14 protein-coding genes are annotated in these 15720 nt (G+C 36.3%); 8 read left to right on the forward strand and 6 right to left on the reverse strand.

Translation table 11 applies throughout. From position 1 onward, the window contains the following. The first annotated feature begins 6 nt into the window (after window positions 1-6). From G525_RS0112430 to G525_RS0112450, 4 genes are all read left to right on the forward strand, one after another. Window positions 7-2487: an exopolysaccharide transport family protein gene (locus G525_RS0112430; RefSeq protein WP_027126458.1), complete on the forward strand. Its 2481-nt coding sequence runs from the start codon at window positions 7-9 to the stop codon at window positions 2485-2487. Window positions 2488-2810: 323 nt separating this feature from the next. Continuing rightward, window positions 2811-2927: a hypothetical protein gene (locus G525_RS22775; RefSeq protein ID WP_281170399.1), complete on the forward strand. Its 117-nt coding sequence runs from the start codon at window positions 2811-2813 to the stop codon at window positions 2925-2927. 156 nt (window positions 2928-3083) lie between these two features. Continuing rightward, window positions 3084-4376: a nucleotide sugar dehydrogenase gene (locus G525_RS0112445; RefSeq protein WP_027126459.1), complete on the forward strand. Its 1293-nt coding sequence runs from the start codon at window positions 3084-3086 to the stop codon at window positions 4374-4376. 53 nt (window positions 4377-4429) lie between these two features. Further along, complete coding sequence (locus G525_RS0112450; protein WP_035479630.1) at window positions 4430-5428, forward strand: SDR family oxidoreductase; 999 nt, start codon at window positions 4430-4432, stop codon at window positions 5426-5428. 384 nt (window positions 5429-5812) lie between these two features. Here the strand turns inward: G525_RS0112450 and G525_RS0112455 are convergent, their stop codons facing one another. From G525_RS0112455 to G525_RS22090, 5 genes are all read right to left on the reverse strand, one after another. Continuing rightward, window positions 5813-6208 (reverse strand): endonuclease domain-containing protein, encoded by a 396-nt coding sequence (locus tag G525_RS0112455; RefSeq protein ID WP_027126461.1) that lies wholly within the window; start codon window positions 6206-6208, stop codon window positions 5813-5815. Between the two features lie 379 nt (window positions 6209-6587). Beyond that, a complete protein-coding gene (locus G525_RS0112460; protein ID WP_027126462.1) occupies window positions 6588-7337 on the reverse strand; it encodes a hypothetical protein in 750 nt (249 codons plus the stop codon). 470 nt (window positions 7338-7807) lie between these two features. Continuing rightward, window positions 7808-8281 carry an RES family NAD+ phosphorylase gene (locus G525_RS0112465; RefSeq protein ID WP_027126463.1) on the reverse strand — a complete coding sequence of 158 codons (474 nt, stop codon included), beginning with the start codon at window positions 8279-8281 and terminating at the stop codon, window positions 7808-7810. After that, window positions 8281-8793, reverse strand: a complete 513-nt coding sequence (gene parS, locus G525_RS0112470; protein WP_027126464.1) for a type II RES/Xre toxin-antitoxin system antitoxin — start codon at window positions 8791-8793, stop codon at window positions 8281-8283. Before parS ends, G525_RS0112465 begins: the two co-directional genes overlap by 1 nt. Before the next feature lie 227 nt (window positions 8794-9020). After that, complete coding sequence (locus G525_RS22090) at window positions 9021-9218, reverse strand: hypothetical protein (protein WP_084647757.1); 198 nt, start codon at window positions 9216-9218, stop codon at window positions 9021-9023. Between the two features lie 570 nt (window positions 9219-9788). Between G525_RS22090 and G525_RS0112475 the strand changes: the two genes are divergently transcribed. The 4 genes from G525_RS0112475 (at window position 9789) to G525_RS0112490 (ending at window position 13089) form a co-directional block, all read left to right on the forward strand. Next, window positions 9789-10154, forward strand: a complete 366-nt coding sequence (locus G525_RS0112475) for a DUF7793 family protein (RefSeq protein ID WP_027126465.1) — start codon at window positions 9789-9791, stop codon at window positions 10152-10154. Beyond that, window positions 10154-11098: a helix-turn-helix domain-containing protein gene (locus G525_RS21770; RefSeq protein ID WP_027126466.1), complete on the forward strand. Its 945-nt coding sequence runs from the start codon at window positions 10154-10156 to the stop codon at window positions 11096-11098. The genes G525_RS0112475 and G525_RS21770 overlap by 1 nt, the downstream gene beginning before the upstream one ends. Before the next feature lie 131 nt (window positions 11099-11229). After that, entirely contained in the window at window positions 11230-12717 is a 1488-nt protein-coding gene (locus G525_RS20930; protein WP_157491936.1) for a MauE/DoxX family redox-associated membrane protein, read from the forward strand. Window positions 12718-12801: 84 nt separating this feature from the next. After that, a complete protein-coding gene (locus G525_RS0112490) occupies window positions 12802-13089 on the forward strand; it encodes a DUF6520 family protein (RefSeq protein ID WP_027126467.1) in 288 nt (95 codons plus the stop codon). A gap of 45 nt (window positions 13090-13134) precedes the next feature. Here the strand turns inward: G525_RS0112490 and G525_RS0112495 are convergent, their stop codons facing one another. Continuing rightward, window positions 13135-15696 (reverse strand): S9 family peptidase, encoded by a 2562-nt coding sequence (locus G525_RS0112495; RefSeq protein ID WP_084647758.1) that lies wholly within the window; start codon window positions 15694-15696, stop codon window positions 13135-13137. Between the last annotated feature and the right edge of the window lie 24 nt (window positions 15697-15720).

Here is a 15720-nt window from a genome sequence, read left to right on the forward strand (position 1 = left end):
TTTTTCATGGAAGAACACGATGATTATTCAGAACCAAGAGGTGTTACCTTCGATTTTAGAGGCTTCTTATTTAAAGCACTTAATCTTTGGAAATTAGTACTATTGAGTATTGGAGCCGCTTTAATTATTGCCTACCTAATTAATGTAAGAAAGCAAAATATCTACCGACTTGATTCTTTAATTTCGGTAGAGACTGAGCAGAATCCATTTTTTACAGCAAATACTAGTATTTCTTTTAATTGGGGCGGCGTTTCTGGTAAAGTGGGTAAAATTATGACCTCTATTAAGACCAGGACTCATAATGAATTTGTGGTTGATTCTTTGGAATATTATATGCTATATCTAGAACAAGGTAAATATCGCATGGAAGATATATACAAAGATGCACCATTTGTTGTAAAACTTGACAAAACCAAAGGTCAGCTTTTAGAATCGCCCATAGGTATTCGCTTTTTAAATGAGAATCAATTTGAAATATTCATAACCTTTAATGGTACGGTGGGCAGAGTTCAAATACCTACTGATAAGTCCATTTATCAAGAGCGGGTACCCCAAGGAGTTTTTCAAAAAACCTACAGTTTTGGACAAACCATAAATCTACCGTTTTTCAATGCCACTATCAATCCTAGACCAAATCATATTCCAGAAAAGAACTCAGAATATTTTATAAAGTTCTTAAATTTTGATGGGGTAGTCAATGGGTTTCAAAATGGTATCAAAATAGAACCTTTCTCAAAAGAGTCTGCTTCTGTATTGAAATTGTCCTTGACGGGGAATAATAAATCCAAAATCGTGGATTATCTCAATGCCACAACGGCAATTTTGAGTAAAATGGAACTCGAACGTAAAAATTTGTACGCCACCAATACTATTAGGTTTATTGATAGTAGTTTAAATGCTGTTAATGATGATTTGAAGGACGTTACGGATGAAATGAATACCTTCAGGAAAAAGAACAAGGTTTTTGACGTCAGTGATGAAATGCAGATTATTTCTGAGAAATTAAAAGGATTGGACATCCAAAAAGAAGGAGAGCTATCCAAGCTTAATTACCTTAATGCCTTAGAAAATTATTTACGTACTAAAACTGACTACACTAAAATTGCTGCACCCACCTCCGTAGGGATAGAGGAGAATAATATTTTAGCGAGTGTTTCTAAAATAACTGCGCTCGCAATTGAGCGTCAAAACTTGGAATACACTACTAAAGAAGGAAGTATCTTATTTAAGGATATTGATAAACAGTTGGATTCTGAAAAGAATGTGCTTTTGGAAACTATTGACGCTACCAAAGGCACCATCCGATTGCAATTGAACACGCTGTCCAAAACAATTGGCAGATTAGAAGCTCAGTTGAGCGGACTTCCTGAAGATCAACAACAGTTTTTGAAAATTCAGCGCAAGATGAATATTAGTCAACAGTCTTATGATGTTTATTTGTCAAAACGTGGCGAAGCAGCTATAGTAAAGGCTGCCAATGTTTCTGATATCACGGCTATTGACGAAGCTAAGGATATTGGGGGTGGACTTATAGGGCCAAATAAGTCACTCAACTATATGATGGCATTAATGGTTGGTTTTTTTGCGCCAATGTTTTTAATATTTATAATATTCTTATTGGACAGTACCATTCACGGATCTGATGAAATAGAGCGCTTGTCCAATATCCCAATTCTTGGTCTAATAGGTAAATACAGTTATAAGAACAACCTCGTGGTTTTTGAAAAACCTAAATCGGCGGTATCGGAATCTTTCAGGTCAATCCGCTCCAGCTTGCAGTTTATTTATAAAAAGCAAGGAAAAAAAGAAGGACGAGGAAAAACAATTATGATTACCTCCTCAGTAAGTGGCGAAGGAAAAACTTACTGTTCTATCAATATTGCGACGGTTTATGCGCTATCGGGGAAAAAGACTTTATTACTTGGTCTCGATTTAAGAAAACCGAAAATATTTGATGACTTTAACATTACAAATGAAAAAGGCATCGTCAATTACTTAATTGGAGATAATACCTTTGATGAGGTTAACTACAGCTCGCATATAGAAAACTTAGATGTTATCCCTTCTGGACCCGTACCTCCAAATCCTTCAGAACTATTGATGGGCGATCGCATGAAGGCGCTTATTGAACTTGTCCGCGATCGCTATGATATGATTGTATTGGATACGCCACCGTTGGGATTGGTGACCGACGCGTTGGAACTCACGCAGTATGCTGATGCCACGTTGTTTATGGTGCGTTTGGATTACACCAAAAAGGGGATGTTGGGCTTAATTAACGCAAAATATAAAATGGGCGAGGTAAAGAACATCAGTTTCGTTCTTAACTTTTATAAGCATAAAACCAACCATAATTATGGCTACGGGTATGGCTATGGTTACGGTTATGGATATGGCTATGGCGTTTATGGCAATGCCTATCATGAAGGTAACTCGAAAAAATCCTTATTAAAGCGTATCAAAAAATTTATAAAAATCAATACCTAATCTAGCTTTAATGTCATCTTTCAAACAACCGCTTTTAAACGTGCATTAGATGTATTTATCGGGAGTTGTTTGGTGCCATTTCTTCTAGTCCCTATGTTGTTACTAATCTTAATAGCAACTTGGGAAACTGGGCAATGCGGTTAGTATTTACAGGATCGGATTGGTCAGTATGGGATGCCTTTTAAAATTTATAAAATCAGGACATTAAAAGACGGCATTCACCGCCTAGGACATCTTGACGCAAGCGCAACTACTTTGGTAAGTTTTTAAGACGTTATAAATGAGATGAATGGCCGCAGCTGTTTAATGTTTTAAATGGCGAGATGAGCTTTGTTGGACCAAGGCCTGATATTGCTGGCTTTGCTGATAGATTGAAAGGTTTTGATCGCATCATTCTACATATCAGACCGGGAATTACTGATCCAGCAACTTTAATATAAAGACGAAGAACTCCTCTTGGCACCACAATTAGACCCTGAACAGTACAATAGAACGATTATTTGGGTAGATAAGGTTGAAATCAATAAAAAATACATTCAAAATTGGAGTTTTTCAGTAGATTTGCACTTCATTTTAAAATCCATAAAAAACTCAAAATGACAAGCAACCCAAAAATTACGGTATTAGGATTAGGATATGTAGGTTTGCCACTTGCGGTGGAATTTGCTAAAAAGTTTCTTGTTGTCGGTTTTGACATCAATCAGAAGCGTATTGACGAGCTCAATCTAGGTGTGGATAGAACCTTAGAAGTAGAGAATGAAGATCTGAAAGCTATTTTGACTACAGACCATAATGCTAAAAGTGGTCTGCTTGTTTCAAATGATCCTTCAGATATTAAGGACTCTGATTTTTTTATTGTTACAGTGCCAACACCAACAGATGCACTTAACAAACCAATTTTTACACCGCTAGTAAAAGCTAGTGAAACAGTAGGAAGAGTGATGAAGAAAGGCGCCGTGGTCATTTATGAATCGACGGTCTATCCTGGAGTAACAGAAGATATTTGTGTGCCAATTTTAGAAAAGGAATCAGGTCTTAAATTTAATGTTGATTTCTTTGCAGGCTACTCTCCGGAACGTATCAATCCAGGAGATAAGGTCCATACAGTGACTCAAATCCTAAAAGTTACCTCAGGCTCTACGCCAGAAATTGCTGTGATTGTTGATAATCTATATAAAACTATCATTACTGCGGGTACGCATATGGCGCCAACCATTAAGGTGGCAGAAGCGGCTAAAGTAATTGAGAACTCACAGCGTGATATCAATATTGCCTTTGTGAATGAACTTTCAAAAATCTTCAGATTGCTTGATATAGATACGAAAGCGGTTTTGGAAGCAGCAGGTACCAAGTGGAATTTTATTAAAATGTCGCCAGGTTTGGTTGGCGGACACTGTATTGGTGTCGATCCGTATTACTTGGCACAAAAGGCCATTGAATCGGGCTACAATCCTGAAATTATATTAGCGGGCCGTAAGATGAACGACAGTATGGGAAGCTATGTGGCTCAGGAAACTGTTAAAATGATGATCAAGAAGGGCGCCAAAATAAAAGGTTCTAAAGTTTTAGTTTTAGGAATCACTTTCAAAGAAAACTGTCCCGATATCAGAAACTCTAGAGTGATTGATATCGTTAAGGAATTTGAAAGTTATGATGTCAATGTGGATGTGTTTGACCCTTGGGCTTCTTCAGATGAGGTGAAGCATGAATACGGGTTTGATTTAATTTGTTCAGATACTAAATTGGCTTCTTCTTATGATGCTATTGTACTCGCGGTGTCCCATAACGAATTTTTACAATTGGACATCCAAAAATTAAAATCAGATATCGGCGTTATTTTTGACGTCAAATCCTTATTGCCAAAAGAATCTGTTGACGCGAGGCTTTAATTAGATCACCATCAATCCAGAATCAGATCATAATTACCCCAGAATTAAAAATAATGTACACACACACCCATCATACTGAAGATTTATCTAAACACAGCTTTTTAATTACTGGAGGCGCAGGATTTATTGGTTCCAATTTGGTCCAGTACCTCCTGCAACACGGTGCGAAGAAAGTACGCGTGCTCGATAATTTTTCAAACGGATATAGAGAGAATCTTACCGAGTTTATGGCTAATCCTGCTTTTGAATTGTTGGAAGGCGATATCAGAGATGTGGACACCTGTCATCGTGCAGTAAAAGATATGGACTATGTATCGCATCAAGCGGCGTTGGGCTCCGTGCCAAGATCTATAAATGATCCTGCGACTACTAATGATGTGAATATTTCAGGTTTTTTAAATATGATGATTGCCGTAAAAGACAATCCTAATGTGAAGCGCATGGTGTATGCCGCTTCAAGTTCTACTTATGGTGATAGTAAAAGCTTGCCAAAAGTAGAGGAGACTATCGGGAAGCCTTTATCACCTTATGCCGTTACAAAATACGTTAACGAATTGTATGCTGATGTGTTTGGTAAAACTTATGGCACCGATGTGATTGGGTTCCGTTATTTTAACGTCTTCGGACCAAAACAAAGTCCGAATGGTGCTTATGCCGCTGTGATTCCGTTGTTTATGCAGTCTTTAAAAGACGATGTGGCACCAAAAATAAATGGTGATGGCGGACAAACCAGAGACTTTACCTTTATAGATAATGTGATTCAGGCGAATGTGAGAGGTATGTTTGCCTCAAAAGAAGCCGGTAATCAAGTATATAACGTGGCCTGTGGAGAGCGTATCGATATTAACTATTTATGGGATTCCCTTAAAACGGCAGCTGACTCTCAGTTAGAGCCTATATATGGCCCAGAACGTCAAGGTGATGTTAGAGATTCTTTAGCAGATATTTCAAAGGCTGAAAACTTATTGGGATATGAACCAAGATATACGGTCCGCGAAGGACTTAAAATTACTTGGGATTGGTTTGAGGGGTCTGTTCCTGCGCGGGGGTAGGGTTTGTGATGTTGGTTGTTTAGTTTTTAAACACCCCTTTCAAACTCCCCTTTCTTTACCTTTGTTGCACTACGGTAAATTCATTCCAACTTGCTTTTTTTCAAACTCCGCTTTCAAACTCCCCTTTCTTTACCTTCGTTGCACTACGGTCAATTCATTCCCCTCTTTTTCCAAAGAGGGGAGCCAGATTGTTATTTTTCATTAATATTTGGAGTGTTTTTATTAACGCGTCCTTTTTTATTAAATTAAAAATTAGACCTTGTCCAGGTTATAAACCATTTTAATAAATCCTCACATTTTAAGGCTCCTCCCTTTGGTAAAAGGGAGGTGGCTGTCCTGACGGAGGAGGGATAGTCGGAGGGTTTGTATTTGCACCCTGGCCTATTATTCAGTAAAAGGAGGTGGCTGATCTAAGGCTTTGTTAAAACACTCCCGTATCCCCATCAAAACAGATGGTAAATAATCAAAAACCATCTTATTTTCAAACCGGATTACTTTATATCCAAAGGTTTCCAGGTATTCTGTTCTTTTTCTGTCATATTCCTGAGCTTCAGGATTGAAATGCCCTTGACCATCCAATTCAATAATCAGCTTTTCAGATGCACAATAGAAATCAACAATATAATAGCCAATACTATGTTGTCGAGTAAACCGTTTGTTATCTAATTTTCTAGCTTTTAGTTGTGTCCATAAATATGCTTCTGCAGGTGTTAGTTTTTTGCGCAGCTGTTGTCTGTAATCTTGCAGTTCTATTTTGTTATGTGTGCGTTGTTTGGACATGTATTAAACATACGGATTATTTGGGTAAGGAGATTAAAAATTAGTTAAACTCTTTTTTTCATACTCTTGTTTCAAACCCCCGTCCAGACTTCTTTCCACAAGTTTGAATTATAGTGCCAACACGCCAGCTCGCCCTTTCGCTAAAATAGTCCACGGGACTATTTTCTAACGCTCAGTCGCCTCTTTTTCCAAAGAGGGGAGCGGGATTGTGAGTATTTATTAAGTTTTGGAATATATTTACTAAACACGCTCTTTCTAGTAAGCTTAAAATTAAATATTTGTCAGGTTAATTAAACACACCTAATGACTTTGAATATTTTGAAAAAGTCAAATAAAAAAGCGGACCTTTTTTGGGTCCGCTTTAAATTTGGAATTCAGATTATAATACCTCCAATAGCTGGAGCGCATTATATGCACCATTGTTTAATGGGTATTGAATGCCGTTGATTTCTTGATAAAAGGCCACTTTTAAAAAGTAACATTCTGCTCCAGCGCCTGTAGGTACTGCGGCAGGAGTTAAGGTTACTGTTGAAGAGGTATTGTCAATAGGCATGTTGGAAACTGGACTCAACTGCAGGTCTTTGTCACCCGTTATGAAATCTAAATTCAAGTAGCCTGAAATTAAACTGACGTGGGTGGATCCTTCTGGAACATACAATCTTTGTGCTGGAATAAAGTCAGGTATAATAATCTCACCCGTTGCCATAGTAAGATTGATATCTGACAAAACTACCGCACTCATAATTGCTCTGTTATTGAAGTTAAAGCCTTTTAGGGCCAATTTTCCTTGTGGTGTCGTGATGCCCACTGCAACGTTGCGTGCGCCCCGCGGACTGACGGCATCTTCATTTTTGACCAATGTCATCACACGTGTCAATCTTGAGGTAACGAGACCGTCCTTTGCGTCTACCATTAAATCAAGAATTGCTCGTCTCAGCATTTTGCCGCTTGTGGCTGCCATTCCGAATTCAGACCCATTTTCGCGTGTTCGTGCAAAGGCGGGATCTTTGGCAATGCGAGATTTACTTACACCTCCTTTGGTTCTGACTAAAAACCCATCTCTGCCCTTGTAAAAGGTAAGATCGTCCAGTGTACCTTCGATCTTAATTAAGCTTTTTAATTTTGCCATAATTTTAATTGTTGTGAAAACATTTTTTCTATGTCTTCAGGTTATACTATTCTTTCGTTTGGTATCCAGAACCTAGTTGCGCAAAACATCGGCCGCTGTTTCTTATATGTCCGGTTTTGGATCCGAGACTAAAGTTATGGGGGAATCATCAAGTTCTGATGTCACTTTTGCCGCTTCGTTTCTATGTTTCAGCAATATGTTCGTTTTTTGATTTTTCCTTCATTTGGAGATTTATTGCCACAATTTCCTTTTCTGCCGTTTCTCACTCTTTATGCCGAGATGTTGTTGGCATTCTTTACTATGGAGTATCTATGGAATATCTATGGAGTGTCTATGAGGTAAGTAGGGAGGAGGTGTGATTAAGAATTAAGTATCAACAATTAAGAAAATTTTTGGTGGAAAACACCAGCAATGGCGGAGTGGTGGGTAGTAGAGAGTAGAGGAGGTAGTAGATACTTTTGGAATTCTATTTACCTGATCTGTTTGAATCTTTTGTCAAAAGTTAATCGTTTTGTTGAAACCACAGTAATTTTCTTAGCGTCTGAATGATTTGGGTTAATCAGGTAATTGTATTCTGGTGGTACAATACTGCTGGGTACCTTTAGAACCGCTGCCTCATTATCATAAACAAAATCATCTCCAATGTATTGTGTTTCAAGAGAAGGAGGCTGAATATTCCAATTATCTGGTAAATCTTCGGTGCTTAATTCTAAGATTTCCACTGCATCAGGAATATCAATTTCAACATAATAGCGATCTGTTGGTAAGTCTTCATTAAAGTCTAAATGCACCGAAACTTCCAAAGTTGCTAGGGCTCGTGATTCAGAGGAGTATACTAAACAGGTGTTGAGGCTATTCCAGCGGTAGCCTTCGGTCAGCGCGGCACCTATGCCCTTTAATGTGGTTTCTAAAAATTTTTTTCTTTCAATTCTGAATACTCTCATTAAGCCATATTACCATATTCAAGTCTGTTGAGGCTATTTCTAACTTCTTGGATCCCGGTTAATGAATCGAAGAGGCTTTTTGGAGAGACACCTCCCAGAGAAATATTTGGTTTTTTTAACCAGCGTTGAAATTTATCTTTCTCATTATTGAACACCTCTAAGCCAAAATCGAGCAACTCTGTAAGCACTAAAACGAGTTCGCTATCTCTGCCTGTAAGTAAATCTTTATCTTTCTTTTTTTTATTATAAGTGGTTTGTGCTACCCCCATTAAGTGCAACACTTGTTTGATGGGTAAATTTGTTCTTGTACCTATAACTTCAATTGATTCATAAGGCAATCCATGTCTAATAATCTCTACTCTATCCATTTTTGTGGTCCAAGTGTATTTGTCTTCGGCAACCTCTATGCTCCATTTAGGTTCTTCAGATCTTTTAATTCTTGCACGATCAATACTTTTTTTCGGATCTATTGCTTTTGTAGAGGATGGTGTTTTGTTCTTTTTTGTTTTCATGGCAATATATTTGTTGTGAAGATACAGCAATTTTGCTACAAATTCAAATTCTAGTGTGAGTAATTTTTTGTTGAAGGTGAGTGGTGAAAGGGTAGTGAGTAGGAGTATTGCATTTAGAGGCAAGAGACAATATGCAATGAAAGTTCAGAGTTCAGAGCGTAGGAGGGATGACAGGGTTAGAGGTGTGTTTTAGAGTTTTTTAAATGATAAGAGGGCTTGGATGGAGTTTATGATCTTCGGTTTAGCATTTCACAGACCTGTTCATACGGCAATCCTAGATAATCGCAGGCTTCGGCAATAGTGATCAGTTGATGCTTTTTTTTCTTATGGAGCAATCTAATATCACGCAATATATCTCTCGCATAACGTTCGCTCTTTCCGGTTATCCAACAAATATCCTTACTGTAAATACAAATTCTTTGCATCAGAAGTTTATTTTTAAAATTGAAAAAGTTAAAGAAATCAACACATCCCATAGGCAATGTTCTGTATAAGCCTTAATATGTAGGAATTGAGCGGTGATTACGGCCGGTCATATCGTTATATTGATCTGTCTGTCTTTTTTCACAAAAAGACACTTTTGGCCATATTTAATCTTGGCTATGCTCTACTTGAGGGCGAATAGCACAAGTTGTCGGAAAAGTAAGGATGGATTTGTTCATGTAAGCGGTTTTAGGTTAAGTTTTTTAGAGATCAAAGGAGCTATATTTTGGGGCTTTAAAATCAGTTTTAAAGGTGAATTTCTGTTTGCCTATTTATTGTTGTGATTTAGTCCTCTTATTATATAGTGGAAACTATAAAATAATATGCGATGTTCATAATTACGAGATATCTATTTACCATGTTAATCCTTTTGGGAATAGAAAATCTCCCTTAGAGCAAAACTTCAGCTTAAACTCCTTTAAATATTTGATTAAAAATGGGTTATGAATTGCTTTTGCGTTAAACGGATTGTTTTTTTTCATAAGTTAGAGCTCCAATCGATCTTCATACTTATGAAAGAGACTACTTACTCTAAAATTTGGATGGCAGATGGCATTCTTATTTTTGTTTATAAACCACTTCCTGTCCTTGATTATAGCACAGCAAAGATTGTGGTGAATGAACGGCTTCATTACCAGCAAGACGCTTGCTTTCCGGTATTGTGCGACCTCCAAGGTATAAAGGATGCCGATAAGTCGGCGCGTGATTATCTTGCCAATGAAGGTTCGTCATTATTAAAAGCTGTAGCAATGGTTGACACAAGAGCTATTATAGAGGTGTTACTGCGTGTTTATATTCACCGAAGCAAACCGCTCATTCCGACGCAGTTGTTTGAAAACCATTTTGAAGCTATGCATTTTTTAAAATCCTACCGCTGATGCAAAGCGCTGTCAATATATATCGGCTACAGCAAATCCAGCGGTTACTCATGACCTTGATTGTTGGGGAAGGGACCTATCTTTTGGAACGATCAGAGGAAGATGACGATATTGAAGTGTTGCTTGTGATGGCCAACCTGATGGTTGAAGAGATGGCTGACACTTTGCGGTATGTCGGTTATTTGGATTCTCCCGAAGCCATCAAGGAATATGTACATATGCTATTTGTTCTGGATACCGGTTTTCAGGTGCGGTATGTCAACAACACAGTTCATACGTTATTGGGCCAGGAATCTGATGCTTTACTAGGGGCTTCTTTTTCTGATTTGTTAACGGCAGATTCATTGTCAGGCTGGCAATTGATTGCCCGCGACCTGCTTTATAAAGACAATTATCACGGGACACATGACCTTTCTATCAAGGTTCTGGGTGAGTTAACCAAAAGATGCACTTTTGCTTTTAGTACCGTTTCCATAGCGGAATGGCCTGTATCTTTTATTTTGGTAACCACCTTTGAAACTTCACTGAGTAGTTTATTTATAGAAAATAGGATCAAGGCTCTATTAGGATCAGGAGATTTACGATCGCGTGCAAAAGCGAACCCTCCCTTTAAGCTATCCAATGAAAAGGATGTTCGAATTATTCAGAGCGTCCGGGATTGTATTCTCCAAAATATTTCACAACCGCTCCCTGGACTACGGGTTTTGGCTCATGAATTTGGAACCAATGAGCATAAATTAAAAAATGGTTTTAAGCAATTGTATGGCACTTCTGTTTATCGTTTTTTAACCCAGGAGCGCTTAAAACGAGCAAGTATGCTACTGCAGAATACAAGCCTACCGGTGAAAGGAATTGCTCAAATGATTGGCTTTAAAAACATGTCACATTTTTCAAAAGCATTTAAAAAGCAATATGGGGTCGCGCCGATGGCTTTGAGGAAGTAATATCGATTCGAAATTCAAGATTCAAATTGATTCTAATCCTTCTGAGACTATCAGTTATTCTTTTGAAAACATTACAATTCACGAATTTTATTCTTACTTAAGATTCAGTTATGCGACCACGATGGGATATATTGAAACACTATACTTTAGAGATTGGCATTTATTTGTGTGCGTTCTTATTTGTGTACGCGGCAGTGAGCAAGTTATTGGATTTTGAGACTTTTGAAACCCAGTTGGGCCAGTCGCCGTTATTGAGTGCTTATGCCAAACCTATAGCGATTGGGGTGCCACTATTGGAATTGCTTATTTCGTTATTCTTGGTGTTTAAGCGCACCAGACGGATTGCTCTTTATGGTTTTTTTACCATGATGGTGATGTTTACTGCTTATATAGTCATCATCCTGAACTTTACTGATTTTGTGCCTTGCTCATGTGGTGGGGTGTTGGAGGCGTTTGGGTGGACGGAGCATATGGTTTTTAATATTTGTTTTATTATTATAGCAGTTAGTGGGTTAGAGTGCGACAATATAAACTTAAGGAAATCTAAATCGTTCATCGTATCAATAGTAAGTATTTTCCTTGGAGGAATTATTTCTATCTCGATTTTATATTTGTTATCAGAAAAGGAAATACATAGGAATAATAGCTTTTTACGTAGATATCCTCCTCATCCGGTAAGGACAATAAAAGGGTTGAAGATTAAATATAATTCCTATTATATTGCTGGTGTATCGGACGATCGTATATATCTTGGCAATACCAGTGCTCCTGCTCACTTGTTGAGTGTTGATACGACACTCAATGATTTAAAAACCCATCAGATAGATTTAAATAATAAGCAACAAATTCCTTTTTATGCACCTCAAATTAAAGTGAATGATTCTTATTTCTTTATTATTGATGGTAAGGTGCCTGTTATTTATAAAGGCTTATTAACTGACTGGAAGGCGAAGCTACTGTGGAAAGGCTATGATTATCAAGCTTTTTCTCGAGTTGAAGTTGCTTCATCTGCTCAATTTGTTTTTAGTGGTCTTGATAAGCTCAGTGATCAAAATGTAATTGGCAGGATTGACTTAAGAGCTACTGATACTGTATCTTTTTCTACACGATTGTTGCAAAAACAAATTGATGGCATTTTTGACACAGATGGAATGCTACGCTATAATGTAAAGTTGGATAGATTGCTGTATGTATATTATTATCGGAATGAATTCTTAGTTGCGGATACTCATCTCAATTTAGAATATCGAGGGCGAACTATAGATACAGTTAAACAAGCTTCAATCAAAATATCAACTATGAGCTCAGGTCGAATACGTCAATTGGAAAATAAAGCTTTGATAGTTAATAGATATTCTGACACTTGGGGGAAGTTTTTATTCATAAAATCCGAACGATTGGGAAGGTATGAGTCTAAAGAGATGTTAAATGATGCCTCGATTGTAGATGTGTATGACTTAAAGAAGAGAAGCTATGAATTTAGTTTTTATTTATATCATTATAAGGGAGAGAGTATAAAAAGCTTCACTATTTCCCACAATTTTTTGATAGGACTTAGTGAGAATTATTTGGTGCTGTATCGATTGCAGCCCCACTACTTTAGTATTGAAACAGATTGAAATTGGAAATAATATACGGCCGTATCAGGGGGAAGATCGAAAACCTGAAATAGAGTAGATCTAAACAGTTAAATTTACAAAATCATGAAAACAAAATTTTTAAGATCGATTTTACCAGCATTTGTATTTATGTTGGCAGTAGTAAGTGCTTTTGCTTTCAAAGGCATTGAAGAAAAGGCTCTCTTAGCTCCAGAAACGGGCTGGATTAATTTGCCTGGTACACCATGCACTGTTGCTGTGGAATGTGATAATAATCCTTTGCTAGAAGAAGTCTGTACTGTTATTTATAATGGGGTAAGACATCAGGCGTTTGGGAAACAAGACCCCAGCTCTATGAATTGTGCGAGGGTTCTATACAAATTGCAGCCATAACAATTTAAATGGATAAAAGGTGTCTTGAAAAGACACCTTTTATAATTATTTTTTCAACCATTTTGGTTCTAGGCTTTCTTTTAAATGATAATCGAACCAGTTTTTAGTTTTAATAGTTAGGTCTTTTAAATGATCTTCGTTTAGAATAGTGTGACCCTCGTTTGGATATATTAGTAAAACAATGTCTTTCTTTAAGCGCCATAATGTAGCAAATAATTTAATATTATATGAAGGAGCCACCATTTGATCTTTATCTCCTATAAACAACATTAGAGGTGTTTTCATCGTTTTAACGTTCATAATTGGTGACTCATTATCAAATTCACTATTTGTAAAAGGAATTTGGTTTCTAAATTGCTCACTTTCAAATCGTTCCATGTTTGAGAGGTTAGAGGAATCTATATCTAAGTAGAAGCTCAACAAATCTGTTACACCGGCACCTGCAACTGCTGTCTTAAACCGATTTGTTTGACTAATTATATAGGTGGTTTCAAATCCTCCAAAGGAATGACCTATTAGACCAATTTTATTTTCATCAATCGAAACCGATTCTTTTGCCTTGTCAACTGATGACAGCACACTATTAAGTGCAGATTTACCGGGGTTGTTAAGTTCATAGGAGATATCTGGCATTAATACAAAATATCCTTCAGAAGTGTAATTTGTAGTATTTAGACCCCCATAATTTGTAATGGAAGGCAATGTGTATTGATGTAATGAATCTGATTTTTTCTCATAAATAGAAACAATCAAAGGATATTTTTTATTCAAATCATAGTTTGCAGGGTAAAAAAGTGCTGCTTTCAATTCTGTGCCATTAGTTCCGAAATAGTGGATTAATTCTGATTTACCCCAATAGAAAGAATCTTGTTGAATGTTTGAGAAAGCAATCGTGAATTGTTCATTTTTTTTGTTAAGTAACATTAACTTAGGTGAAACATCAAATGAACTTTCAGTAAATAGGAATGATTTTAAGTCTTCGGTTCGTTTTATATACCCTAGTTTACGCTTTTTACTAATTAAACTTTTAAAACCTTCTTCTACCGACCATAAACCAAAACCTTCATTATAAGTTTTATTGTCCATTGTGCTAATTAATATCCCGCTTTTTATATCTTGGTAATCTGAGCCATAACCAAAAAAACTATCACGTATTAATTTAGATGCATAAGTATATATTCTGTGTTTAATTTGATCATTGGAGCCATTTGTTAATTTTGCCGAATAATTGCCTTCAATTGATAAAAGCCAAATGTCAAATTCGTCATAAACCATTATTTCTCCATTAGTGGTCCAGCCAGCAAAACCATGAGCTCGATGTGTATCTAGCCTATCACTTTTTGACTTATTAAATTTAGAGTTTAAATTTTTAGTGAGACATTTATGTAATCCTGTTTCTATATTATAGCTCCACCAGTTTTTATCTTTGAAGTATGCAATATGTTTACTATTAGGTGATGTAATTAAATGATTATGTATTCTTAATTGTTTTTCAAGAATTTTCGTTTTAAATCCAGAGTCCAAATCCATGATATAAACGTCACTAAATCTATCCCCAAATTTGTACAACGGTAAATAGCGATTATTGTCTAAAAGTACTGCTTTATCTAGGTTATTAGCTAAACCACATACTACTAAAGAATCATTTTCTATTCTCTGAATCGTATTTAGTTTTGGTTCCCAAACATTCCATTGATGGTAATTGGCAATCTTTCTATTAGGAAACTGCTTATCAGTTGACTTCCATATTTTTACGTCGTTATCTATATCCAATTTCTCTGTTTTTGCTGTGTCAAAGAATACTTTGTCTCCATGATCAGAAATAAACAACTTTGTTTTAGCAACATGTCTACTCTTTAAAAAACTTTCAACAGATGTTGAAGCTAATGTATATGCTGTTGGTCTTTCCTCTATATCACTGTGTAATATAATTTTGTTAATCTTAGATTCTTTGTCTGTAAGGGCATATCCAAAAGCACTACCCGTTTTATTCCAAGTCAATTGTTCCACTTCAAAATCCTGATAAATTGATAAAGTTTCTGGGTCTTTTAAATTTGCCAGTCTTAATAATTTGATGATTCTATTTTTATCATTGCTTTGTAAAATAGCTATATTTATGCCTAAAGGATTGATACTATAGTTAACGATATTCTCAAATGAATGTTCGTAACCTGTCTCTAAATTTTTGACTTTCATTAAACTTGATATTGGTGTTTTTTGAATATATATGAGATACATACCGTCTTTAGAAAAATCATATTGTATTACATTTATATAGCTCAAGTTTCTGCCAGTTTTTGTTTCAAGAAGTTTTAATGTATTTGTTTCCATATAGCCAAACCAATCGCCATTTGGTGTTAGATGCTCGTTATAACCATTGGGAAGGACATAGAGATTCTTTGTTTTCGTATTTGTCAAGTATAAAGTATCTTTGCTATTTTTATAAGATTTTTTGTAGGACACCCAATTTCCATCATACGATGAAGTACCCATATTAAGAGTATGCCATAATTTATAATCTTCTGGTGTGAGATTTTTCTTTTCCTGGGCAAGATTAATCCAACATATGAGAAATACTATTTTGAAACACACAAGTTTTGATGTCATATTTATTATTTTTTAGTTCGCTTG

The sequence above is a fragment of the Gelidibacter mesophilus DSM 14095 genome (assembly GCF_000423005.1).
Taxonomy (GTDB): Bacteria; Bacteroidota; Bacteroidia; order Flavobacteriales; family Flavobacteriaceae; genus Gelidibacter; species Gelidibacter mesophilus.